The following is a 19,170-nucleotide window of genomic DNA, read 5'->3' on the forward strand; positions in this document are numbered from 1 at the left end:
GCATACGGATCAGGTGTTGGAGGGGTTGGGGTTTGGGGCGCAGCGGATTGCTGAACTGCGGCGGGCCAAGGTGATTCTTTAGTGTCTGGAGTGGCGCCATCGCAAATCCGGCTACTCGACCCGCATCTCACCGCTGAATACCAGGGTGTTGCGGCACCGCCGACAAAAATACCGCCGCCCCTGCCGCACCAGACTATGGCGCTGTGTCGAGAAGGGAAAGTCGCTGTCCGGGCACGGGCATTTATAGATGTAGCGGGTTACGCGGCGGCGCTGTACTTCATAGGTGTGACAGCGATCAGGCGGTAACTCGTACACGCCACGCATGATCAACTGCCACTCTTCGCCGTGCGGCTGGATTCGGTCGCCGAACAGTTGATGGGCGATCAGGTGCGCGACTTCGTGAGCCACGGTCTGTTTGAGGAAATGATCGGTGTTTTCCCGGTACAGCTGCGGATTGAAGCGCAGCAGGTTCTCATGCAAATGCGCGACACCGGCTTTTTGCCCGCGCAGCTTGAGGCTCACGACCGGGCGCTTGAAAGTACGTTTGAAAAAGGATTCAGCGAGTTGGTAACAATCTTCGACGCGGGTGTTGAGTTGCTCGGGCATGCTTGACGGATCTCCAGAGGCCCCGAGTATGCCGCAACCCTGCAGGCTTGCGAACGGCCAAAGTGCCGAATGGTCGTGCGGAGCATGAAAAGGCCGCCTCGCGGCGGCCTGATTAATGGATCGCGCTGTTCTAGTTGGTATAGACCGGGCCCACGCCCAACCCCCAGACGATCACGGTGAACGCCATGATGGCGACGAGCACCACCAGACCTACCGCCAGCACCGAACTGGAAAACAGGAAACCTTCGTCCGGCGGAATGTTCATGAAGGTCGGCAGGCCGACATACAACAGGTAAACCGTGTAGCAGATGGCTGCCGTGCCGACGATCATCCCCAGCCACATGTGCGGATACAGCGCCGCCAGTCCACCGACAAATAACGGCGTCGCGGTATACGTGGCGAAGGCGACGCAGCGGGCCAGGCTCGGATTGGCATCATAGGTGCGTGCCATCCAGTGCACGAAGGCACCCATGACCGCGACACCGCCCAGCATCGCCAGGTACGACATGACCGTCATCCAGATCGCGCTTTCGACGGTGAGCATCACCGGCGCACGATTGCCGATCACCCAGCCGACCTGCGTCGTGCCGATGAAGGCGGAAACGGCCGGAATCGCTGCCAGAATCAGCGTATGGGTCAGGTACATGTGGCTGATGCTTTCTTCTTGGTCGCCACGGATTTCTTTCCATTCCTGGTCAGGGTGGGTGAAGAGTCCCACTACGTGATGGATCATGCCAGTCACTCCTCTTGTTATTGCCATCGCCCCCCAGCGGAGCGCTTACGGGCCAAGGTGGCCGAGCAAATACAGGTCTTTGGATGAATGCGACCTTATGTCGCAGTATAGAAAGGACTTAACCGCACGGGTCATAAGGGCTTAGAGCAAATTGCGCTGTAAACCCCGTGCGTAATCGCCTCCAGGTCTTGTGCAGCCCACTTTGTAGGAGCGATCCATGGTGCTGACGTGTGTTCTGTCAGTGACGCTTCGCCCATGCCCGGTTTTTGCGTAAAATGCCGGCCTTTCGTCACACCTCACGGATTTCGCGTCATGGGCACTCTTACGGTCAACCAGAACAAACTGCAAAAGCGCCTGCGCCGCCTGGCCGGCGAAGCAGTCGCCGACTTCAACATGATCGAAGACGGTGACAAAGTCATGGTCTGCCTGTCCGGCGGAAAAGACAGCTACACCATGCTCGACGTGCTGATGCATCTGCAGAAGGTTGCGCCGATCAAGTTCGAGATCGTCGCCGTGAACATGGATCAGAAGCAGCCGGGCTTTCCTGAGCACGTGCTGCCGGCCTATCTGAAAGCACTGGGCGTCGAGTACCACATCGTCGAGAAAGACACGTACTCGGTGGTCAAGGAACTGATCCCGGAAGGCAAAACCACGTGTTCGCTGTGCTCGCGCCTGCGTCGCGGCACGCTGTACACCTTCGCCGATGAAATCGGTGCGACCAAAATGGCCCTCGGTCATCACCGCGATGACATCGTCGAAACGTTCTTCCTCAACATGTTCTTCAACGGCAGCCTCAAGGCCATGCCGCCCAAACTGCGTGCCGATGACGGCCGCAACGTGGTGATCCGTCCATTGGCCTACTGCAACGAGAAAGACATCCAGGCTTACTCGGATTTGAAACAGTTCCCGATCATTCCGTGCAACCTGTGCGGCTCCCAGGAAAACCTGCAGCGTCAGGTGGTCAAGGACATGCTTCAGGACTGGGATCGCAAAACGCCGGGCCGTACCGAAAGCATCTTCCGCAGTCTGCAGAACGTGATTCCGTCGCAACTGGCGGATCGCAACCTGTTCGACTTCACCAGCCTCAAGATCGACGAAAGTGCCGCTTCGCGCTTCGTCAACATCGTTAACCTCTAATTAAAACTGTAGGAGTGAGCCTGCTCGCGATAGCGGTCTGTCAGACACTTCAGTGTTGACTGATAGGACGCCATCGCGAGCAGGCTCACTCCTACAATGGTTTTTCGTTTCAATTCCCAGGAGAGGGCATGCGCGACTACAAGTGGCTGCACGAATACTGTCTGAACCGCTTCGGTTCGGCCGCCAAGCTCGAAGCCCATCTGCCCGACCCGAAGTCCCCCGCGCAACTGCGCAAAATCAGTGATGACCGCTACCTTTCGACCATGGCGCTGCGCGTCTTCCGCGCAGGGCTCAAGCACAGTCTGGTCGACGCCAAATGGCCGGCTTTCGAAGAAGTGTTCTTCAAGTTCGACCCGGAAAAAGTCGTGCTGATGAGCGCCGAACACCTTGAGCGATTGATGCAGGACGCGCGGATCATCCGCCACCTCGGCAAGCTCAAGAGCGTGCCACGCAATGCGCAGTTCATTCTGGATGTCGAGCAGGAGCAAGGCAGTTTCGGTGCGCTGATCGCCGATTGGCCGGTGACCGATATTGTCGGGTTGTGGACGTACCTGAAAAAGCATGGCCATCAATTGGGCGGGCTGTCGGCGCCACGCTTTTTGCGCATGGTCGGCAAAGACACGTTTGTACCGAGCTACGACGTGGTCGCCGCGCTGAATGCACAGAAGATCGTCGACAAGGCGCCGACCAGTCAGCGCGATCTGGCTGCGGTGCAAGGCGTGTTCAATCAGTGGCACGAAGAAAGCGGCGGCCGGCCGATGAGCCAGCTATCGATGATGCTGGCCTATACCGTGAATCATTGAGACCGAGTTGACCCAATCGCTGGCAAGCCAGCTCCCACAGGATCTGTGTTGAAGCACCATATTGTAATGAACACAAAAACCTGGGGGAGCTGGCTTGCCAGCTTCCTACAGGGCATGTGTCGGAACACACCATTGGAATTAACACAAAAACCTGGGGGAGCTGGCTTGCCAGCGATAGCGGTCCGTCAGACGACGGAAATTTCGCCCTCGCCAGCCAGTTTGCGATTCAACTGATACCGCCACCGCACATACAGCAGCGCCGAACAGAACACCGCGAGGCTGACGATCATCTCCAGCACGCCGAACAGTTGCCGGCTCGGGTCATACGCCGCCAGTGCGCCCTTGATGAAATACAGATTCACCACAAAACACATCCATGAATGCCCACGGGCACTGCCGAGGATCATCGCCGGTGCGAGGACGATCCACGGGATCAGCTCGATCAGCAGAATCACCCATGGGCGAGCGCCGTGCAGGTCGGCGAACAGCAGATAGTAGGCCACGAGCAATCCGGCGAGGCTGAAAAAGCACAGCAGGCTGATGATGCGCATCGCCTTCACGCGGGGGGCCAGCCACTCGACCGAGGGCAGGACTTTTGGCTTTTTCGCCACGTCAGCTCTCCAACTTCTGCGCAGTCTTGGCCAAACGCGCACCGAGTGCACGACACAGCGCAATTTCGTGAGCATCCAGGCCGCTTTTGCCGTCAGCCCCGGCGTGGTGGCTGGCGCCATACGGCGTGCCGCCGCCCTGGGTTTCAAGCAGCGCCGATTCGCTGTACGGCAGGCCGGTGATCAGCATGCCGTGGTGCAACAGCGGCAGCATCATCGACAGTAAGGTGGTTTCCTGGCCGCCGTGCAGGCTGGCAGTGGAGGTGAACACGCCAGCCGGCTTGCCGACCAGTGCGCCGGTCAGCCAGAGGTTGCTGGTGCCATCGAGGAAATATTTGAGCGGCGCGGCCATGTTGCCGAAACGGGTCGGGCTGCCCAGAGCCAGTCCGGCGCAGTTCTTCAGGTCGTCGAGAGAAGCATAGAGCGCGCCTTCATCCGGGATGTCCGGCGCGACGGCTTCGCACTCAGTGGAAATCGCCGGCACGGTGCGCAGGCGGGCTTCAAGGCCGGCCTGTTCGACACCCCGGGCAATCTGCCGGGCCATTTCGTTGGTCGAGCCGCTGCGGCTGTAATACAGAACCAGAATATAGGGCGCGCTCATGGCAGCAACGCCAGGATCAATTCCGGCGGACGGCCGATGACCGCTTTATTACCGGTTTCAAGAATCGGCCGCTCCATCAGTTTCGGGTGTCCGGCGATGGCGGCGATCAATTGCGCTTCGCTGAGGCTGTCGTCAGCCAGGTTCAGGGTTTTGTATTCCTCTTCCCCGGTGCGCAGCAGTTGCCGCGCACTGATCCCGAGCTTGCCGAGCAGCGCCGTGATTTGCGCGGCGTCCAGCGGCGTTTCGAGGTAACGCACTACGGTCGGCGCCAGGCCGCGAGCTTCGAGCAGCTCCAGCGCCCCACGGGATTTTGTGCAACGCGGATTGTGATAAAGCGTCAGGTCGGTCATGTCGGGTCGCTTCTGGCGTAAAGTGGCGGCTATTCTAACCGTGCAGCGCGCAATCCAGAACCGTGGGAGGCGATGGGTCGCAGACGCATTTCATTTTTGACAAGGAATACACCATGACCAGGCGATTGGCAGCGGCATTGGCGATCATCGGAACGTTGATGCTGGGGGGCTGCGGGAATGACTATGGCATCGACCAGAACGGCCAGAAGGTGGCGTCAGAGCGACTGGACAAGCAATGGGTGGTGCTCAATTACTGGGCCGAATGGTGCGGGCCATGCCGCACGGAAATCCCGGAACTTAACCATTTGGCCGATGAACTCAAGGGTAAGAACATCGGGGTGTTCGGGGTCAACTTTGACAACGTGCAAGGTGAGGAACTGAAAAGTGCCAGCGAAAAGCTCGGGATCAAGTTCACCGTGCTGGCGCAGGATCCGGCGGAGTTGTTCGAACTGCCGCGCAGCGAGGCGCTACCGGTGACGTACATCATCGACAACAAGGGCAAGGTGCGCGAGCAGATGATGGGCGAGCAGACGGCGGCGGGGGTGATGGCCAAGCTTGAGGCGTTGCAGGCGACGAAATGAGTCGTTTGTAAAAAGATCGCAGCCTGCAGTAGCTCCTACAGGGGATTGCATTGCATCTGTAGGAGCTACCGCAGGCTGCGATCTTTTCAGGGCTAGCGAATCAACCCTCTTCCAGCCACAACCGCAGCGGCTTGCCTTCAGCCGGCCAGAAGCGCATCTGATCGATCGGCGAAACATCCCAGCGCTCGACATGCTCCAGCGCTTCAATGAAACGTTGTTCCTGCTCCATCAACGCCGGAGCGCACAGTTTGCGCGTGCGGCCGATCTTGCCGAAGCTCAGCGTGTCGCCCTTCAGCGTGTACGGCGCAAACCAGTGATTGCAGCCGCCGTTGCCATACGCCCGGCCATCTTCACCGAGCGTGACGGTCAGGTGGCTGTAATCCATCAGCGGTCGTTCGCCGATCCATTCCAGAATGTAGCTGCGGTTCTGTTGCAACTGCACCGGCTCTGCGGCGCAGCCAACCAGACCGACACCGATGAGTGCGGCCAGGACAAGGCGTTTCATCACGCTGGCTCCTGGCATTTCGCGCACAGGTGCTTTTCACCGACGTTTTTCCAGCCCAGTTCAGCGATGCGCGCGGTGGCGGCGGTTTTTTCCGCAGCCTTGCCGAGCTTGCTGTCTACTGCGAATTCGAAGCTCAATTCTTTGGCGCAGCTGTCGCAATTGACCTGCCAGGTGTGGATCGCCAGTTCGCCGAATACCGGGCCGCTGGCCATCGCTGTCCATTGGCCGGGCGGGTTGATCAGGTGGCGAACGGTTTCGACGGTCAGGCGCATGGACAAGTCCTTGCTGCCTTTGAGGGTCACGACCAGCACATCACCGTTGCGGATCGAGCCACCGTTGCCGGTGACCTGATAGCGGCCCGGTACGAGTGCGCGGCATTCGGTGAGGGTGTGTTGCGGGTTCATCAGGGTGTAGCGGAAATCGTGTTCGACCATGGAGCCTCCAAATATGCGCGGTATGCTAGCACGGGCTTGATGACAGAATGGCGCGGGCTTGTAACCTTCGATCCGGTTCAATATGCACGCTGGCGCAGGGCAAATTGCCGCTACATCTCCAGAGAACGGAACAAGGTGCCGTCGCACATCTTGGCGCAGGTGACACCTGGGCCAGGGGTGACAAAGGGTTGGCGTCGGCTGGCTGGGTCTGTTGATCCTGCGCGCAAAACAGTGAGCCGCTGACTCGTCAGCCTTCGACCTGGTTCTGTGGTGCGCCTGCCGCCCAGGTCGAAATGTTGTGCAGGGTGGTCGCGGCAATCGCGCCCAAGGCTTCGCGGGTCAGAAAGGCCTGGTGTGCGGTGACGATCACGTTGGGAAAGGTCAGTAGCCGTGCCAGTACGTCGTCCTGCAAGGGCAGGTCGGAGCGATCCTCGAAAAACAGCTGCGCCTCTTCTTCATAGACGTCCAGCCCCAGATAACCCAGTTGGCCGTCCTTCAGCGCGTCGATCAGCGCCGGCGTATCCACCAGACCGCCGCGCCCGGTATTGATCAGCATCGCTCCCGGTTGCATGTGCGCCAAAGACTTCCGGTTGATCAGGTGTTTGCTCTGTTCGTTGAGCGGGCAATGCAGGCTGATGATGCGTGATTGCGCGAGCAACTCGGGCAGGCCCACATAATGGGCGCCCAAGGCTTGTACGGCAGGGTTCGGATACGGATCGTAAGCGAGCAATTGGCAACCGAAACCGTGCATGATTTTCGCGAATGTCGCGCCGATCTGCCCGGTGCCGACGATGCCGACAGTCTTACCAACCAGGTCGAAACCGGTCAGGCCATGCAGGGTGAAGTCGCCTTCGCGGGTGCGGTTATAGGCGCGATGCAGACGCCGGTTGAGGGCGAGGATCAGCGCCACCGCATGTTCGGCCACTGCGTGGGGCGAGTAGGCCGGAACGCGCACGACTGGCAAGTTCAGGCGTTTCGCCGCGTTCAGGTCGACATGGTTGTAGCCGGCCGAGCGCAGCGCAATCAGTCGCGTACCGCCGGCCGCCAGCCGTTCGAGCACCGGCGCGCTGAGATCGTCGTTGATGAAGGCGCAAACCACCTCGTGATGTTCGGCCAGCGCGGCAGTGTCGAGACTGAGCCGGGCTGGCTGGAAGTGCAATTCGATGCCCGCCGGGCAATCCGCACCAAGAAAGCTGTCGCGGTCGTAGGTCTGGCTGCTGAAAACGAGGGTGCGCATGCTGTCCTCCTGGAACGTCGTCGCGGGCCCGGGTTGGCCCACGACAACTTTAGTTCGCATCGGTGACGTCGGTATTGTCGTGGATCAGGCGCTGATCCGTGCTTGCGCCGCCAACCGGTTCATCGCTCGCTCAAGTTCATCCAGCGCCTGCGCCGCTTTCGGGTCGTCCTGCTTGAGCAAGGTTTCGCTGCGCTGACACGCGCCGCGCAATTGCGGCACGCCACAATAACGGGTAGCGCCATGCAGACGATGCACTCGTTCCAGCAGGGCGTTGTGATCCTGACTGTCGCGGGCAATGCGGATCGCTTCGCGGTCGGCCTCCAGTGACGCCAGCAGCATCGCCAGCATGTCGGCGGCCAGATCGGCCTTGCCGGCGGCCAGGCGCAAACCCTCTTCATGGTCGATCACCGGCAGCTCATAATGGTTTGCCGCGGTTTCGGTGACGTGTTCCGGTAACTGGTTACGCAAGGCCAGGCCGGTCCACTTGAGCACCACCTGCGCCAGTTGTCGTTCGCTGATGGGTTTGGTCAGGTAATCGTCCATGCCACTTTGCAGCAGGGCGCGTTTTTCATTGGCCATGGCGTGCGCGGTCAGCGCCACGATCGGCAACGGCGTGCAGTGCCGTTCGCTTTCCCATTGGCGAATGGTTTCCGTGCTCTGACGACCATCCATGCCGGGCATTTGCACATCCATCAGCACCAGATCGAACGATTCGGTCTGAACTGCCTTGACGGCGGCGTAGCCACTTTCCACCGCGAGCACCTTGGCACCCATGTCTTCGAGCAGCGTCTGCACCAGCAGCAGATTGGCCGGGTTGTCGTCGACACACAAAACTTTCGGTGCACGGCTCGACAGCGGTTCACCCGGTTCGTTGCGCGGCTGGCGCGGGTTGACCAGATCCGACAGCGCCCGGCGCAGCTTGCGTGTGCAGGCCGGTTTGGCCTGGAGCTGGCTGTGCGGATTGGGCACGGACAGATGGAACAGCGTCTGTTCGGTGGTCGGGCACAACACCAGCACCTTGCAGCCCAGGTGTTCGAGATCCCAGATTTGTTGGTTCAACCGCTCCGGCAGCATGTCGCTGCTGGTGATGCCGATCACCGCCAGGTCAATCGCCTGTTCGGTCTGATGCGCTCCGGTGACGCCATTGGCCAGGCTCTCCAGGGTATTGAACGGTGTGACTTCGAGCCCGCAATCTTCCAATTGGTGCTGCAACGCCTGGCGGGCCAGTTCGTGGTTCTCCAGCACTGCCACGCGACGACCGAGCAGCGGCGCACCCGGCAAGTCTTCAGCGTCATCGCGAGTCTTCGGCAGGTTGAGACTGATCCAGAATTCCGAGCCTTCCCCCGGCGTGCTATCGACGCCTATTTCGCCGCCCATCTGCTCGATCAGGCGCTTGGAAATCACCAGCCCCAGACCGGTGCCGCCGGGTTGGCGAGACAGCGAATTGTCGGCCTGACTGAAAGCCTGGAACAGCGCGCGCACATCCTGGCTCGACAGGCCGATGCCGGTGTCCTGAATGCTGATGCGCAGTTGCACGCTGTCTTCCTGTTCGTCTTCAAGCATGGCGCGGGCGACAATCGTGCCTTCGCGGGTGAACTTGATCGCGTTGCTCACCAGATTGGTCAGGATTTGCTTGAGTCGCAGCGGGTCGCCCACCAGTGACAATGGCGTGTCGCGATAGACCAGGCTGACCAGTTCCAGCTGCTTGGCGTGAGCGGCGGGGGCGAGGATGGTCAGGGTGTCCTGCAGCAGATCGCGCAGGTTGAACGGAATGTGGTCGAGCACCAGTTTGCCGGCCTCGATCTTCGAAAAGTCGAGGATCTCGTTGATGATCCCCAGCAAACTGTCGGCGGACTTTTCGATGGTGCCCAGATAGTCGAGCTGGCGCGGGGTCAGTTCGCTTTTTTGCAAAAGGTGGGTGAAGCCGAGGATGCCGTTGAGCGGCGTGCGAATTTCGTGGCTCATGTTAGCGAGGAATTCGGACTTGATCCGGCTCGCTTCCAGAGCTTCCTTGCGCGCCAGATCCAGCTCGATGTTCTGGATTTCGATCGTTTCCAGATTTTGCCGAACGTCTTCAGTGGCCTGATCGACACTGTGTTGCAATTCTTCCTGAGCATTTTGCAGCGTGCCGGCCATGCGATTGATGCCGGACGCGAGCTCATCGAGTTCCTGGCTGCCGAGCGGCGGCAGGCGGGTTTCCAGGTGGCCGTCCTTGAGTTGCGCGACTGCTTGCTTGATCTGGCTCAGCGGCCGATTGATCGTGCGACCCATGCGCAAGGCCAGCAACGCGGCACCGGCCAATCCCGCGCCGATCAACAGCAGGCTGGCGAACAAGCTTCTATAGCCGCGCAACAGCATGCCGTTATGGGACAGCTCTAGCTCGACCCAGCCGAGCAGGCGATTGCTTTCTTCGGGAATCAATTCGCCGGCGAGGTTTCGGTGTTTGCCGAACACCGGCATTAAATAGCGTGTGGCATCGTTACCGCTGCGCCGCAGCAACTGCGCGCTGTCACCGTTCGGCGCCTGGTTGAGCATGCTCGGGCCAGCGTGGGCCAGCGGCGTGCGGTCGGGCGCGAGGAAGGTCACCGCGCGCACGTCCGGCTGTTCGAGGGACTGGGTGGCGATGCGCTCCAGCAGTTCGCTGTCGCCACGGCCCATGGCAGGTGCCACCAGCGGGGCAAGTTGCTCGGCGATCATTTCGCCGCGCTGCATCAATTGGGTCTGCAGGTCCGCTTGCTGCATCCAGGTGAAGTAGCCACCCAGCACCAGCGCCATCAGGCTGGTCGGCAACAGGGTCAGCAACAGCACGCGACCTTTGATTCCCAGTTTCTTGAGCACGCCTATCTCCTGCATCCCGCTGATCTGTTATCCCGCACGTGCTTCCAGCACAGGGTGTTGGCGCAGTGTAGCGATTTGCTTGTGGGCAATCTCCGTAAAAATGATTCGCCATCCGTCCTGGGCGGCGGCGGTCATTTGTCCGAGACGTCATCCATCGGTTGCCGCAACGCCGGCAATCTTGAATAATCCGCCAACTGAGAATTATTTGCAGATAGTCATGACTCCTGTCTCTGTTGGCCAGCCACGCATTCTTTCCATCGAAGACGACCCCGTACTCGGCGCCTATGTTCACGAACATCTGGGCCGTAGCGGCTTTCAGGTGACCTGGTGCCAGAACGGCCAGGACGGCCTGAGCATCGCTCGCCATCAACCCTTCGATGTGGTGTTGATGGACGTCCTGCTGCCGGGACTGGACGGGTTGAACGTCTTGACCCAATTGCGCCATAGCCATTCCACGCCGGTATTGCTGATGTCGGCACTGGGCGCCGAAGCTGATCGCATCAGCGGTTTTCGGCTTGGCGCCGATGATTATCTGCCCAAACCGTTCAGCATGGCCGAGTTGCACGTGCGCATCGAGGCGATCCTTCGCCGCGTAGCGCTTGACCGCCGGCCCGCGCCCATAGCGATTGCCGTGACGGCGCAAGGCTTGCGCTTTGATGACGAATGCTGCGACGTCTTCTATCGCGAGCAACCGGCGGGCCTGACCCGCAGCGAATATCGCTTGCTGGAAACCCTCAATCGCAACGACGAAGAAGTGCTGAGTAAAGCTTTCCTTTATCAGCATGTGCTGCAGCGCGGTTTTGCGGCCCACGATCGCAGCCTCGACATGCACGTCAGCCAGATTCGCCGCAAGCTCAAGGCCATCGATTACTCCGAGCGCGAAGTGCGCACCGTGTGGGGCAAGGGATACGTGTTGAGTGCCTGCGATGAAATGGTCTGATCTGCCCGGTCGGCATTCGTTGTTCTGGAAACTCGCTTGTCTGCTGGTGGCCTTCTGCTTGCTGATGATCTGGTTGAGCTGGTCGTGGGGGCGTTATATGGAAGAGCGCAACCAGTACCTGTCGGACGAGGCGCGTGGAACGTTGACGCGGTATGCCGCCGAAGCCGAACGGGCCTGGCAGCAGCGCGGACGCGCCGGCGTCGATAGCTGGCTGCAAAGCATGCAATTGCGCGAAACAGGATGGGTGGGCGTCATCGGCGGCGACTTGCAGTCCTTGAGTAGTGAGTTGTTGAGCGAAAAAGAGATCGAGCGGCTGACGTTTTTGCGTGGGCTCGACTGGCCAATCCACAAAAAAGGCCTGCCGTGGCTGCGTGTTCCGTTCCCGGACAATCCGTCCGCCGGCAGCGTGGTGATTGAACTGCCGCCGCGGTTTTTGCCGGGGCACTATCGCGTGTTCTGGCGCGTCATCACCAACGGCGTGATTCCCGGCGTGTTCACCTTGTTGCTGTGCGTCGGCCTGTATCGGTTGCTGGTGGTGCCGCTTAACAATCTGCGTGAACAGGCCAATGCCTGGCGTGCCGATCAATTGAATGTGCGTCTTTCCAGTCGCACCACTGAGCGACCGGACGAACTCGGCGAATTGGCTTGCGCTTTTGACTCAATGTCCGAGCGCCTGCAATCCACCGTCGCCTTGCAGCAGCAATTGCTGCGCGACCTGTCCCATGAACTGCGCACGCCATTGAGTCGACTGCGCGTTGCCAGCGAGAGCGAGCAAGACCTGTTGGCTCTGCGCGCGCGCATCGGCCGGGAAGTCGACGGCATGCAACGCTTGGTCGATGACAGTCTGCAACTGGCCTGGCTCGACACCGAGCGCGCACCGCTACCAGACGAGGCGATCCAGATTCAGGCGTTGTGGGAAATGCTCACCGAGAATGCCTGCTATGAAAGCGGCTGGCCAAGCCTGCAATTGCAATGCACGGTGGAGGCATCCTGCTGGGTGCGCGGCAATCTCAACGCCTTGGCCCAGGCCTTGGAAAACATTCTTCGCAACGCTATCCGCCATTCTCCCGAGGGCGGTGTCGTGCGGCTCAACGGTCAACGTGACGGCGATTATTGGCATTTGTGGATCGAGGATCAGGGCGGCGGCGTGAACGGGCAGGATCTGGAACGTATCTTCGACCCGTTTATCCGGCTCGACGGCTCGCGTCCGGGGGACGGTGGCTTTGGATTGGGCTTGAGCATCGCGCGCAACGCCGTGCAGCGTCAGGGCGGGACGATGTGGGCGCAGAACGTGAGGGGTGGGTTGCGGTTGAACATGCGGTTGGTGGCTGATGATGCAGTTGCGTCGACTGACGCCGTCGCGAGCAGGCTCGCTCCTGCACTGGATTTGCGGTCGCCTCAAATTATTTGAACAGCGCAAAGCCTTGTAGGAGCGAGCCGGCTCGCGAAAAGGCGATCACAATCGCTGAAGATTGAAAAAAGTCGCACCACTGGTGCGACACTCCCTCAAAGGTAAACAGATCAGCATCAATAAACTCCTTATTCCCATAAGCCATAAGCACCGCACTTTGCGTGATATGGCCTGCGCGGGTTTGCCGGTATGATAGGCGCCCCCGCACGTCTGGATTGCGAATACGCCATGACCCTGCAGTACCCAACCATCGCCGATTGCGTCGGCAACACTCCGCTGGTTCGTTTGCAGCGCCTGCCCGGCGAAACCAGCAACACCTTATTGCTCAAGCTCGAAGGGAATAACCCGGCGGGTTCGGTCAAGGATCGGCCGGCGCTGTCGATGATCACCCGTGCCGAGTTGCGCGGGCAGATCCACGCTGGCGATACGCTGATCGAAGCGACTTCCGGCAATACCGGTATCGCGTTGGCGATGGCGGCTGCGATCAAGGGTTACAAGATGATCCTGATCATGCCGGACAACTCCAGCGCCGAACGCAAGGCGGCCATGACCGCCTACGGCGCCGAGTTGATTCTGGTCACTCAGGAAGAGGGCATGGAAGGCGCTCGCGATCTGGCCCAGCGGATGGAAGCCGAAGGTCGCGGCAAGGTGCTGGATCAGTTCGCCAACGGTGACAATCCCGAAGCGCATTACACCACCACCGGCCCTGAAATCTGGCGTCAGACTCAGGGCAGCATCACCCATTTCGTCAGTTCGATGGGCACCACCGGCACCATCATGGGGGTGTCGCGCTACTTGAAAGAGCAGAGTGCAACTGTGCAGATCGTCGGATTGCAACCGATGGAAGGCTCGGCCATTCCCGGTATCCGCCGCTGGCCGCAAGAATACCTGCCGAAGATTTATCAGGCCGACCGCGTCGACCGCATCGTCGACATGGCGCAAAGCGAAGCCGAGGACGTCACCCGTCGTCTGGCCCGTGAAGAAGGCATCTTCTGTGGCGTGTCATCGGGCGGTGCGGTGGCAGCGATGCTGCGCCTGTCCAAAGAAGTTGAAAACGCGGTGATCGTTGCGATCATCTGCGACCGTGGCGACCGTTACCTGTCGACCGGCATTTTCGACGCGCCCAACTGATGGCCAGGCATGAAAGAGGCCTGCGCTTCCAGCCCACCGGCGGCAGCAAGGCCCCGCAAATCCCGACCGGCAAAAAGCAGCGCCTGACCATCGAGCGCCTGGCAAACGACGGTCGCGGTATCGCCTTTTTCGAGGGCCGTACCTGGTTCGTCCTCGGCGCACTCGCGGGTGAAGAAGTCGAGGCGCGGGTGCTTGGCGCTCATGGCAAAGTGGTCGAGGCGCGCACCGAGCGGGTATTCGCATCGAGCGCGCTGCGCCGTCCGGCGCCATGTCAGCATGCCGGCCGCTGTGGCGGTTGCAGCGTGCAGCATTTGCCTCATACCGAACAACTTGCCCTGAAACAGCGCATGCTCGCCGAGCAGTTGTCGCGGGTCGCGGGTGTCGAGCCTGATGAATGGGCCGCGCCTTTGAGCGGGCCGGAATTCGCTTATCGCCGCCGCGCACGGATCGCGGTGCGTTGGGACATGAAGACGAAGAAGCTCGAAGTCGGCTTCCGCGCCGCCGGCAGTCAGGACATCGTCGCGATCAGCGAGTGCCCAGTGCTGGTACAGCCCTTGCAACCGATCATGACCGGTCTGCCGGAGATGCTCCGTCGTTTGAGCAAACCTCAGGCGCTGGGGCATGTTGAATTGTTCAGTGGTTCGTCTTTAGCGGTATTGCTGCGGCACATGGCGCCGCTGTCCGAAGCTGATCTGACGATCCTCAGGGATTTCTGCGCATTCCATGAAGCTCAATTATGGCTACATGGCGAAGGCGAGCCGCAACCGATGGACGCCGGTCAAACGCTTGGATATCGCCTGGAACAGTGGGATCTCGATCTGGCTTATCGGCCGGGCGATTTCATCCAGGTCAACGCCGGGGTCAACGAAGCGATGGTTGCCCAAGCACTGGACTGGCTGAAGCCGACCGCCAACGAGCGCGTGCTGGATCTGTTCTGCGGGCTGGGCAACTTTGCCTTGCCGCTGGCTAAAACCGTACGTGAAGTGGTGGCAGTCGAAGGGGTGCAGACGATGGTTGATCGTGCGGCAGCCAATGCGACGAGTAACAATTTGCATAACACTCGGTTTTTTCAGGCCGATTTATCCCAGCCTTTGGCCGACGCCGAATGGATCGCAAACGGCTTTTCTGCGGTACTCTTGGATCCACCGCGTGACGGTGCTTTCGAGGTGGTTCGCAAGCTCTCGGCGCTGGGCGCTGAACGGTTGGTTTATGTGTCGTGCAACCCTGCAACTCTGGCGCGCGATACGGTCGAATTGATCAAGCAGGGCTACCGGTTAAAACGTGCCGGGATTCTCGATATGTTTCCTCAGACGGCACATGTCGAGGCCATGGCGTTATTTGAAGCGAGCTAGGATGGCTCGTCTGATCCGACTGACTCGCCCGTACAGCGTTCGACGTGGCCCCACGAACGCGAACAGGCAATGAAGGTCAGCGATTTGACGCATTGAATCTGCGTCGTAGGGAAGGTAAAGCAACATGGTACAGGTGAGAGCACACCAGCCGATCAACACTGACGGCAGTATCAACCTCGAGGCCTGGCTCGATCATGCGGTCAGTGTCGATCTGGCACTGGATCGCGAAGCCTTGAAAGATGCCTGCGAGTTCGCTCGCCAGGCCGAGCAACAATCCAACGCAGCGAAGAATTTGTGGGCCGAAGGCTCCGGCAGTTTCAGCACTGGCCTCGAGATCGCCGAGATCCTTGCCGACCTGAAACTCGACCAGGACTCGCTGGTCGCCGCCGTGCTGTATCGCGGCGTACGCGAAGGCCAGATCGAACTGGCGGCGGTCAGTCAACGCTTCGGGCCGGTGGTCGGCAAACTGATCGACGGCGTGCTGCGGATGGCGGCGATCAGCGCCAGCCTCAGTCCCCGCCAATCGTTGGTGCTGGGCACTCAGGGGCAGGTCGAAAACCTGCGCAAGATGCTCGTGGCGATGGTCGACGACGTGCGCGTCGCATTGATCAAACTTGCCGAGCGCACCTGCGCGATCCGCGCGGTGAAAACCGCTGACGACGAGAAACGCAACCGTGTCGCCCGGGAAGTCTTTGACATCTACGCGCCGCTTGCCCACCGACTCGGCATCGGCCACATCAAGTGGGAACTGGAGGATTTGTCCTTCCGTTACCTCGAACCCGACCAATACAAGCAGATCGCCAAGTTGCTCCATGAGCGACGGCTGGATCGCGAGCGCTTCATCAGCGATGTGATGACCCAGCTCAAGGACGAACTGCAGGCTACCGGTGTCGATGCCGACATCAGCGGCCGCGCCAAACACATCTATTCGATCTGGCGCAAAATGCAGCGCAAGGGTCTGGAGTTCAGTCAGATCTACGACGTGCGCGCGGTACGTGTGCTGGTGCCGGAAATGCGCGACTGCTATACCGCGCTCGGCATCGTTCACACGCTGTGGCGGCACATCCCGAAAGAATTCGACGACTACATCGCCAACCCGAAAGAGAACGGCTACCGCTCGCTGCACACCGCCGTGATCGGGCCGGAAGGCAAAGTGCTTGAGGTGCAAATCCGCACCCATTCGATGCACGAAGAAGCCGAGCTCGGCGTCTGCGCGCATTGGCGCTACAAGGGCACCGACGTCAAATCCGGTTCGAACCACTACGAAGAAAAAATCTCCTGGCTGCGTCAGGTGCTTGAGTGGCACGAAGAGCTGGGTGACATCGGTGGTCTGGCCGAACAGTTGCGCGTCGATATCGAGCCGGATCGGGTCTATATCTTCACCCCCGACGGTCACGCGATCGACTTGCCCAAAGGCTCGACGCCGCTGGACTTCGCCTATCGTGTGCACACCGAGATCGGCCACAACTGCCGTGGCGCGAAGATCAACGGGCGCATCGTCCCGCTCAACTACAGCCTGCAAACCGGTGAACAGGTCGAGATCATCACCAGCAAGCACGGCACCCCGAGCCGCGACTGGCTGAACGCCAACCTGGGCTACGTGACTACGTCCCGGGCGCGGGCGAAGATTGTTCACTGGTTCAAATTGCAGGCCCGTGACCAGAACGTCGCGGCGGGTAAAACCTTGCTCGAACGCGAGCTCAATCGCCTCGGTCTGCCGGCGGTGGATTTCGACAAGCTGGCCGACAAGGCCAACATGAAAACCGCCGAAGACATGTTCGCCGCCCTCGGTGCCGGCGATTTGCGTCAGGCGCACCTGGTCAACCTGGCGCAGCAACTGGTCGAGCCGGAACGCGGCAATGAGCAGTTGGAACTGATCCCGCGCAAAGCCACCGGTTACAAACCGGGCAAGCGCGGCGACATTCAGATTCAGGGCGTCGGCAACCTGATGACGCAAATGGCCGGTTGTTGCCAGCCGTTGCCGGGCGATGCAATTGTCGGTTACATCACCCAGGGTCGCGGGGTCAGCATCCACCGTCAGGACTGCGCTTCGGTGCTGCAACTGGGCGGTCGCGAGCCGGAGCGGATCATCCAGGTCAGTTGGGGGCCGGTGCCGGTGCTCACGTATCCGGTGGACATCATCATCCGTGCGTACGACCGTTCCGGACTGCTGCGCGATGTCTCGCAGGTGCTGCTCAACGAGCGGATCAACGTGCTCGCGGTCAACACCCGCTCGAACAAGGAAGACAACACGGCGCTGATGTCCCTGACCATCGAGATCCCGGGTCTGGACGCGTTGGGGCGGTTGCTGGGGCGAATCTCGCAATTGCCGAACATCATCGAGACGCGGCGCAACCGCACCCCATGAAGATGCCCCTCGATCTACTGTGGGAGCTGGCAAGCCAGCTCCCACAGGTTCTTGTAGAGAACTGACAGATGTATTCACTGGAAGACCTGCTGCACCTCATGAACCGCCTGCGCGACCCGCAGTTCGGCTGCCCATGGGACATCAAGCAAACCTACGCGACCATCGTCCCGCACACCCTTGAAGAAGCGTACGAAGTCGCCGACGCCATCGAGCGTGGCGATTTCGATCACTTGCAGGGCGAGCTGGGCGATCTATTGTTTCAGGTCGTCTATTACAGCCAGTTGGCCCGGGAAGAAGGGCGTTTCGAATTCGCCGGGGTCATCGACAGCATCACGCGCAAACTGATTCGCCGTCACCCGCACGTATTTCCTGCCGGCGATCTGTACGCGCCGCTGGACGTGCCGCGCCTCAATGAAGAACAGGTCAAGCAGCGCTGGGAGGAGATCAAGGCTGAAGAACGCGCCGAGAAATCCGCCGAGCCGCAGCAATTGTCGTTGCTCGATGATGTGCCCGCCGCGCTGCCGGCGCTGTCCCGTGCCGCCAAGTTACAGAAGCGTGCAGGGCAGGTCGGTTTCGACTGGCCGGATGCTCTGCCGGTGCTGGACAAGGTGCGCGAAGAGCTCGATGAGGTGCTCGAAGCGATGTCCGAAAATGATCCGGCGGCGGTGGCCGACGAGATGGGTGACCTGCTGTTTTCCGTGGTCAATCTGGCCCGGCATCTGAAGGTTGATCCGGAAACGGCTCTGCGCAGCGCCAACGGCAAGTTCGAACGACGCTTCCGATTTATCGAACAGGCATTGCGCGACACCCGTCGTCCCATGGAAGATTGCACCCTCGAAGAGTTGGACGCCCTGTGGGGTGAAGCCAAACGCCAGGAAAAGAATTTGCCCAGCTGCGGTTGAGCAGTTGCCTAAGTGAGAAATAAGCACCATGAGCATTTCCCTTCGCGACCAGTTGCTTAAAGCAGGGCTGGTCAACCAGAAGCAGGCCAAGCAGGTCAGCAAAGACAAACAGAAACAACAGCGCCTGGCCCACAAGGGGCAGGCTGAACTGGACGACTCCCAGCAGCGTGCCGCCCAGGAGGCCCAGGCCGAAAAGGTCAAGCGCGACCAGGAACTGAACCGTCAGCAGAAAGAGAAGGCTGAAGCCAAGGCGCGCGCAGCGCAGGTCAAGCAATTGATCGAAGTCTCGCGTCTGCCGAAGCTGACCACCGAGGACTACTACAATTTCGTCGATGACAAGAAGGTCAAGCGGATCTCGGTCAACACGTTGATGCGCAACAAGCTCAGCAGCGGTTCGCTGGCGATCGTTCACCATGCCGGTGGTTACGAAGTGATTCCTCGTGAAGCGGCCCTGAAAATCCAGGAGCGCGATCCGCAACGCATCGTGCAGCTCAATGTGAAGACCGAAGAGGTCAGCACCGAGGACGATCCGTACGCGGCCTACCAGATCCCTGACGATCTGATGTGGTAAACGCCCGGACGCTGTAACGACAAACCCCGCTCATGGCGGGGTTTGTCGTTTTCAATGCTGTG

19 protein-coding genes are annotated in these 19,170 nt (G+C 60.2%); 10 read left to right on the top strand and 9 right to left on the bottom strand.

Annotated elements, in window-relative coordinates; all coding sequences use genetic code 11:
- Positions 1–111 precede the first annotated feature (111 nt).
- Positions 112–606, bottom strand: a complete 495-nt coding sequence (locus GIW69_RS13925; RefSeq protein ID WP_236483256.1) for a SprT family zinc-dependent metalloprotease — start codon at positions 604–606, stop codon at positions 112–114.
- A 130-nt stretch (positions 607–736) separates the two neighbouring features.
- Positions 737–1,339, bottom strand: coding sequence for a Yip1 family protein (locus tag GIW69_RS13930; protein ID WP_236483257.1), 603 nt, complete (start codon positions 1,337–1,339; stop codon positions 737–739).
- A 312-nt stretch (positions 1,340–1,651) separates the two neighbouring features.
- Here GIW69_RS13930 and ttcA point away from each other — a divergent pair, with 312 nt between their 5' ends.
- Positions 1,652–2,476, top strand: coding sequence for a tRNA 2-thiocytidine(32) synthetase TtcA (ttcA, locus tag GIW69_RS13935; protein WP_236483258.1), 825 nt, complete (start codon positions 1,652–1,654; stop codon positions 2,474–2,476).
- 128 nt (positions 2,477–2,604) lie between these two features.
- Positions 2,605–3,279: a DNA-3-methyladenine glycosylase I gene (locus GIW69_RS13940; protein ID WP_236483259.1), complete on the top strand. Its 675-nt coding sequence runs from the start codon at positions 2,605–2,607 to the stop codon at positions 3,277–3,279.
- A 185-nt stretch (positions 3,280–3,464) separates the two neighbouring features.
- Here GIW69_RS13940 and GIW69_RS13945 read toward each other — a convergent pair whose 3' ends face one another.
- Genes GIW69_RS13945 through arsC form a run of 3 tightly spaced genes read right to left on the bottom strand, consistent with a single transcriptional unit; the run spans position 3,465 to position 4,838 of the window.
- Entirely contained in the window at positions 3,465–3,890 is a 426-nt protein-coding gene (locus tag GIW69_RS13945; protein WP_236483260.1) for a DUF2069 domain-containing protein, read from the bottom strand.
- Position 3,891: 1 nt separating this feature from the next.
- Positions 3,892–4,488 (bottom strand): NAD(P)H:quinone oxidoreductase, encoded by a 597-nt coding sequence (gene wrbA / locus GIW69_RS13950; protein WP_236483261.1) that lies wholly within the window; start codon positions 4,486–4,488, stop codon positions 3,892–3,894.
- Positions 4,485–4,838 (bottom strand): arsenate reductase (glutaredoxin), encoded by a 354-nt coding sequence (gene arsC, locus GIW69_RS13955; RefSeq protein WP_236483262.1) that lies wholly within the window; start codon positions 4,836–4,838, stop codon positions 4,485–4,487. Before arsC ends, wrbA begins: the two co-directional genes overlap by 4 nt.
- A 113-nt stretch (positions 4,839–4,951) precedes the next feature.
- Here arsC and GIW69_RS13960 point away from each other — a divergent pair, with 113 nt between their 5' ends.
- Positions 4,952–5,419: a TlpA disulfide reductase family protein gene (locus GIW69_RS13960; RefSeq protein WP_236483263.1), complete on the top strand. Its 468-nt coding sequence runs from the start codon at positions 4,952–4,954 to the stop codon at positions 5,417–5,419.
- Between the two features lie 100 nt (positions 5,420–5,519).
- Here the strand turns inward: GIW69_RS13960 and GIW69_RS13965 are convergent, their stop codons facing one another.
- The 4 genes from GIW69_RS13965 to GIW69_RS13980 form a co-directional block, all read right to left on the bottom strand.
- Positions 5,520–5,924 carry an META domain-containing protein gene (locus GIW69_RS13965; RefSeq protein ID WP_236483264.1) on the bottom strand — a complete coding sequence of 135 codons (405 nt, stop codon included), beginning with the start codon at positions 5,922–5,924 and terminating at the stop codon, positions 5,520–5,522.
- Complete coding sequence (locus tag GIW69_RS13970; protein ID WP_236483265.1) at positions 5,924–6,358, bottom strand: hypothetical protein; 435 nt, start codon at positions 6,356–6,358, stop codon at positions 5,924–5,926. The genes GIW69_RS13965 and GIW69_RS13970 overlap by 1 nt, the downstream gene beginning before the upstream one ends.
- Positions 6,359–6,605: 247 nt before the next feature.
- Positions 6,606–7,595, bottom strand: a complete 990-nt coding sequence (locus GIW69_RS13975) for a 2-hydroxyacid dehydrogenase (protein WP_236483266.1) — start codon at positions 7,593–7,595, stop codon at positions 6,606–6,608.
- Between the two features lie 84 nt (positions 7,596–7,679).
- A complete protein-coding gene (locus GIW69_RS13980; RefSeq protein WP_236483267.1) occupies positions 7,680–10,433 on the bottom strand; it encodes a response regulator in 2,754 nt (917 codons plus the stop codon).
- Between the two features lie 217 nt (positions 10,434–10,650).
- On the opposite strand from GIW69_RS13980, the gene GIW69_RS13985 reads away from it, so the two are divergent.
- The 7 genes from GIW69_RS13985 to GIW69_RS14015 all read left to right on the top strand — a co-directional run bounded on the left by GIW69_RS13985 (position 10,651) and on the right by GIW69_RS14015 (position 19,108).
- Positions 10,651–11,373 (top strand): response regulator transcription factor, encoded by a 723-nt coding sequence (locus GIW69_RS13985; RefSeq protein WP_236483268.1) that lies wholly within the window; start codon positions 10,651–10,653, stop codon positions 11,371–11,373.
- Positions 11,360–12,784 (top strand): sensor histidine kinase, encoded by a 1,425-nt coding sequence (locus GIW69_RS13990; protein ID WP_236483269.1) that lies wholly within the window; start codon positions 11,360–11,362, stop codon positions 12,782–12,784. Before GIW69_RS13985 ends, GIW69_RS13990 begins: the two co-directional genes overlap by 14 nt.
- Before the next feature lie 228 nt (positions 12,785–13,012).
- On the top strand, positions 13,013–13,915 hold the full coding sequence (gene cysM / locus GIW69_RS13995; RefSeq protein ID WP_236483349.1) for a cysteine synthase CysM: 903 nt from the start codon (positions 13,013–13,015) through the stop codon (positions 13,913–13,915).
- Positions 13,915–15,267 carry a 23S rRNA (uracil(1939)-C(5))-methyltransferase RlmD gene (gene rlmD / locus GIW69_RS14000; protein ID WP_236483270.1) on the top strand — a complete coding sequence of 451 codons (1,353 nt, stop codon included), beginning with the start codon at positions 13,915–13,917 and terminating at the stop codon, positions 15,265–15,267. Before cysM ends, rlmD begins: the two co-directional genes overlap by 1 nt.
- Before the next feature lie 124 nt (positions 15,268–15,391).
- Positions 15,392–17,635 carry a GTP diphosphokinase gene (relA, locus tag GIW69_RS14005; RefSeq protein WP_236483271.1) on the top strand — a complete coding sequence of 748 codons (2,244 nt, stop codon included), beginning with the start codon at positions 15,392–15,394 and terminating at the stop codon, positions 17,633–17,635.
- 68 nt (positions 17,636–17,703) lie between these two features.
- The gene (mazG, locus tag GIW69_RS14010) at positions 17,704–18,537 is read left to right on the top strand and encodes a nucleoside triphosphate pyrophosphohydrolase (protein ID WP_236483272.1); all 834 of its coding nucleotides are present in this window, start codon (positions 17,704–17,706) and stop codon (positions 18,535–18,537) included.
- 28 nt (positions 18,538–18,565) lie between these two features.
- Entirely contained in the window at positions 18,566–19,108 is a 543-nt protein-coding gene (locus GIW69_RS14015; protein WP_236483273.1) for a DUF2058 domain-containing protein, read from the top strand.
- Positions 19,109–19,170 lie beyond the last annotated feature (62 nt).

Source organism: Pseudomonas syringae (assembly GCF_021605415.1).
Classification (GTDB): Bacteria; Pseudomonadota; Gammaproteobacteria; order Pseudomonadales; family Pseudomonadaceae; genus Aquipseudomonas; species Aquipseudomonas syringae_S.

Excerpts from the sequence above, each read along its gene's own strand:
- mazG (WP_236483272.1), top strand. The coding sequence starts at position 17,704 with ATGTATTCACTGGAAGACCTGCTGCACCTCATGAACCGCCTGCGCGAC.
- wrbA (WP_236483261.1), bottom strand. The coding sequence starts at position 4,488 with ATGAGCGCGCCCTATATTCTGGTTCTGTATTACAGCCGCAGCGGCTCG.
- relA (WP_236483271.1), top strand. The coding sequence starts at position 15,392 with ATGGTACAGGTGAGAGCACACCAGCCGATCAACACTGACGGCAGTATC.
- GIW69_RS13985 (WP_236483268.1), top strand. The coding sequence starts at position 10,651 with ATGACTCCTGTCTCTGTTGGCCAGCCACGCATTCTTTCCATCGAAGAC.
- rlmD (WP_236483270.1), top strand. The coding sequence starts at position 13,915 with ATGGCCAGGCATGAAAGAGGCCTGCGCTTCCAGCCCACCGGCGGCAGC.
- cysM (WP_236483349.1), top strand. The coding sequence starts at position 13,013 with ATGACCCTGCAGTACCCAACCATCGCCGATTGCGTCGGCAACACTCCG.
- GIW69_RS13975 (WP_236483266.1), bottom strand. The coding sequence starts at position 7,595 with ATGCGCACCCTCGTTTTCAGCAGCCAGACCTACGACCGCGACAGCTTT.
- ttcA (WP_236483258.1), top strand. The coding sequence starts at position 1,652 with ATGGGCACTCTTACGGTCAACCAGAACAAACTGCAAAAGCGCCTGCGC.
- GIW69_RS14015 (WP_236483273.1), top strand. The coding sequence starts at position 18,566 with ATGAGCATTTCCCTTCGCGACCAGTTGCTTAAAGCAGGGCTGGTCAAC.
- GIW69_RS13940 (WP_236483259.1), top strand. The coding sequence starts at position 2,605 with ATGCGCGACTACAAGTGGCTGCACGAATACTGTCTGAACCGCTTCGGT.
- GIW69_RS13970 (WP_236483265.1), bottom strand. The coding sequence starts at position 6,358 with ATGGTCGAACACGATTTCCGCTACACCCTGATGAACCCGCAACACACC.
- GIW69_RS13930 (WP_236483257.1), bottom strand. The coding sequence starts at position 1,339 with ATGATCCATCACGTAGTGGGACTCTTCACCCACCCTGACCAGGAATGG.
- arsC (WP_236483262.1), bottom strand. The coding sequence starts at position 4,838 with ATGACCGACCTGACGCTTTATCACAATCCGCGTTGCACAAAATCCCGT.
- GIW69_RS13925 (WP_236483256.1), bottom strand. The coding sequence starts at position 606 with ATGCCCGAGCAACTCAACACCCGCGTCGAAGATTGTTACCAACTCGCT.
- GIW69_RS13965 (WP_236483264.1), bottom strand. The coding sequence starts at position 5,924 with ATGAAACGCCTTGTCCTGGCCGCACTCATCGGTGTCGGTCTGGTTGGC.
- GIW69_RS13990 (WP_236483269.1), top strand. The coding sequence starts at position 11,360 with ATGAAATGGTCTGATCTGCCCGGTCGGCATTCGTTGTTCTGGAAACTC.
- GIW69_RS13960 (WP_236483263.1), top strand. The coding sequence starts at position 4,952 with ATGACCAGGCGATTGGCAGCGGCATTGGCGATCATCGGAACGTTGATG.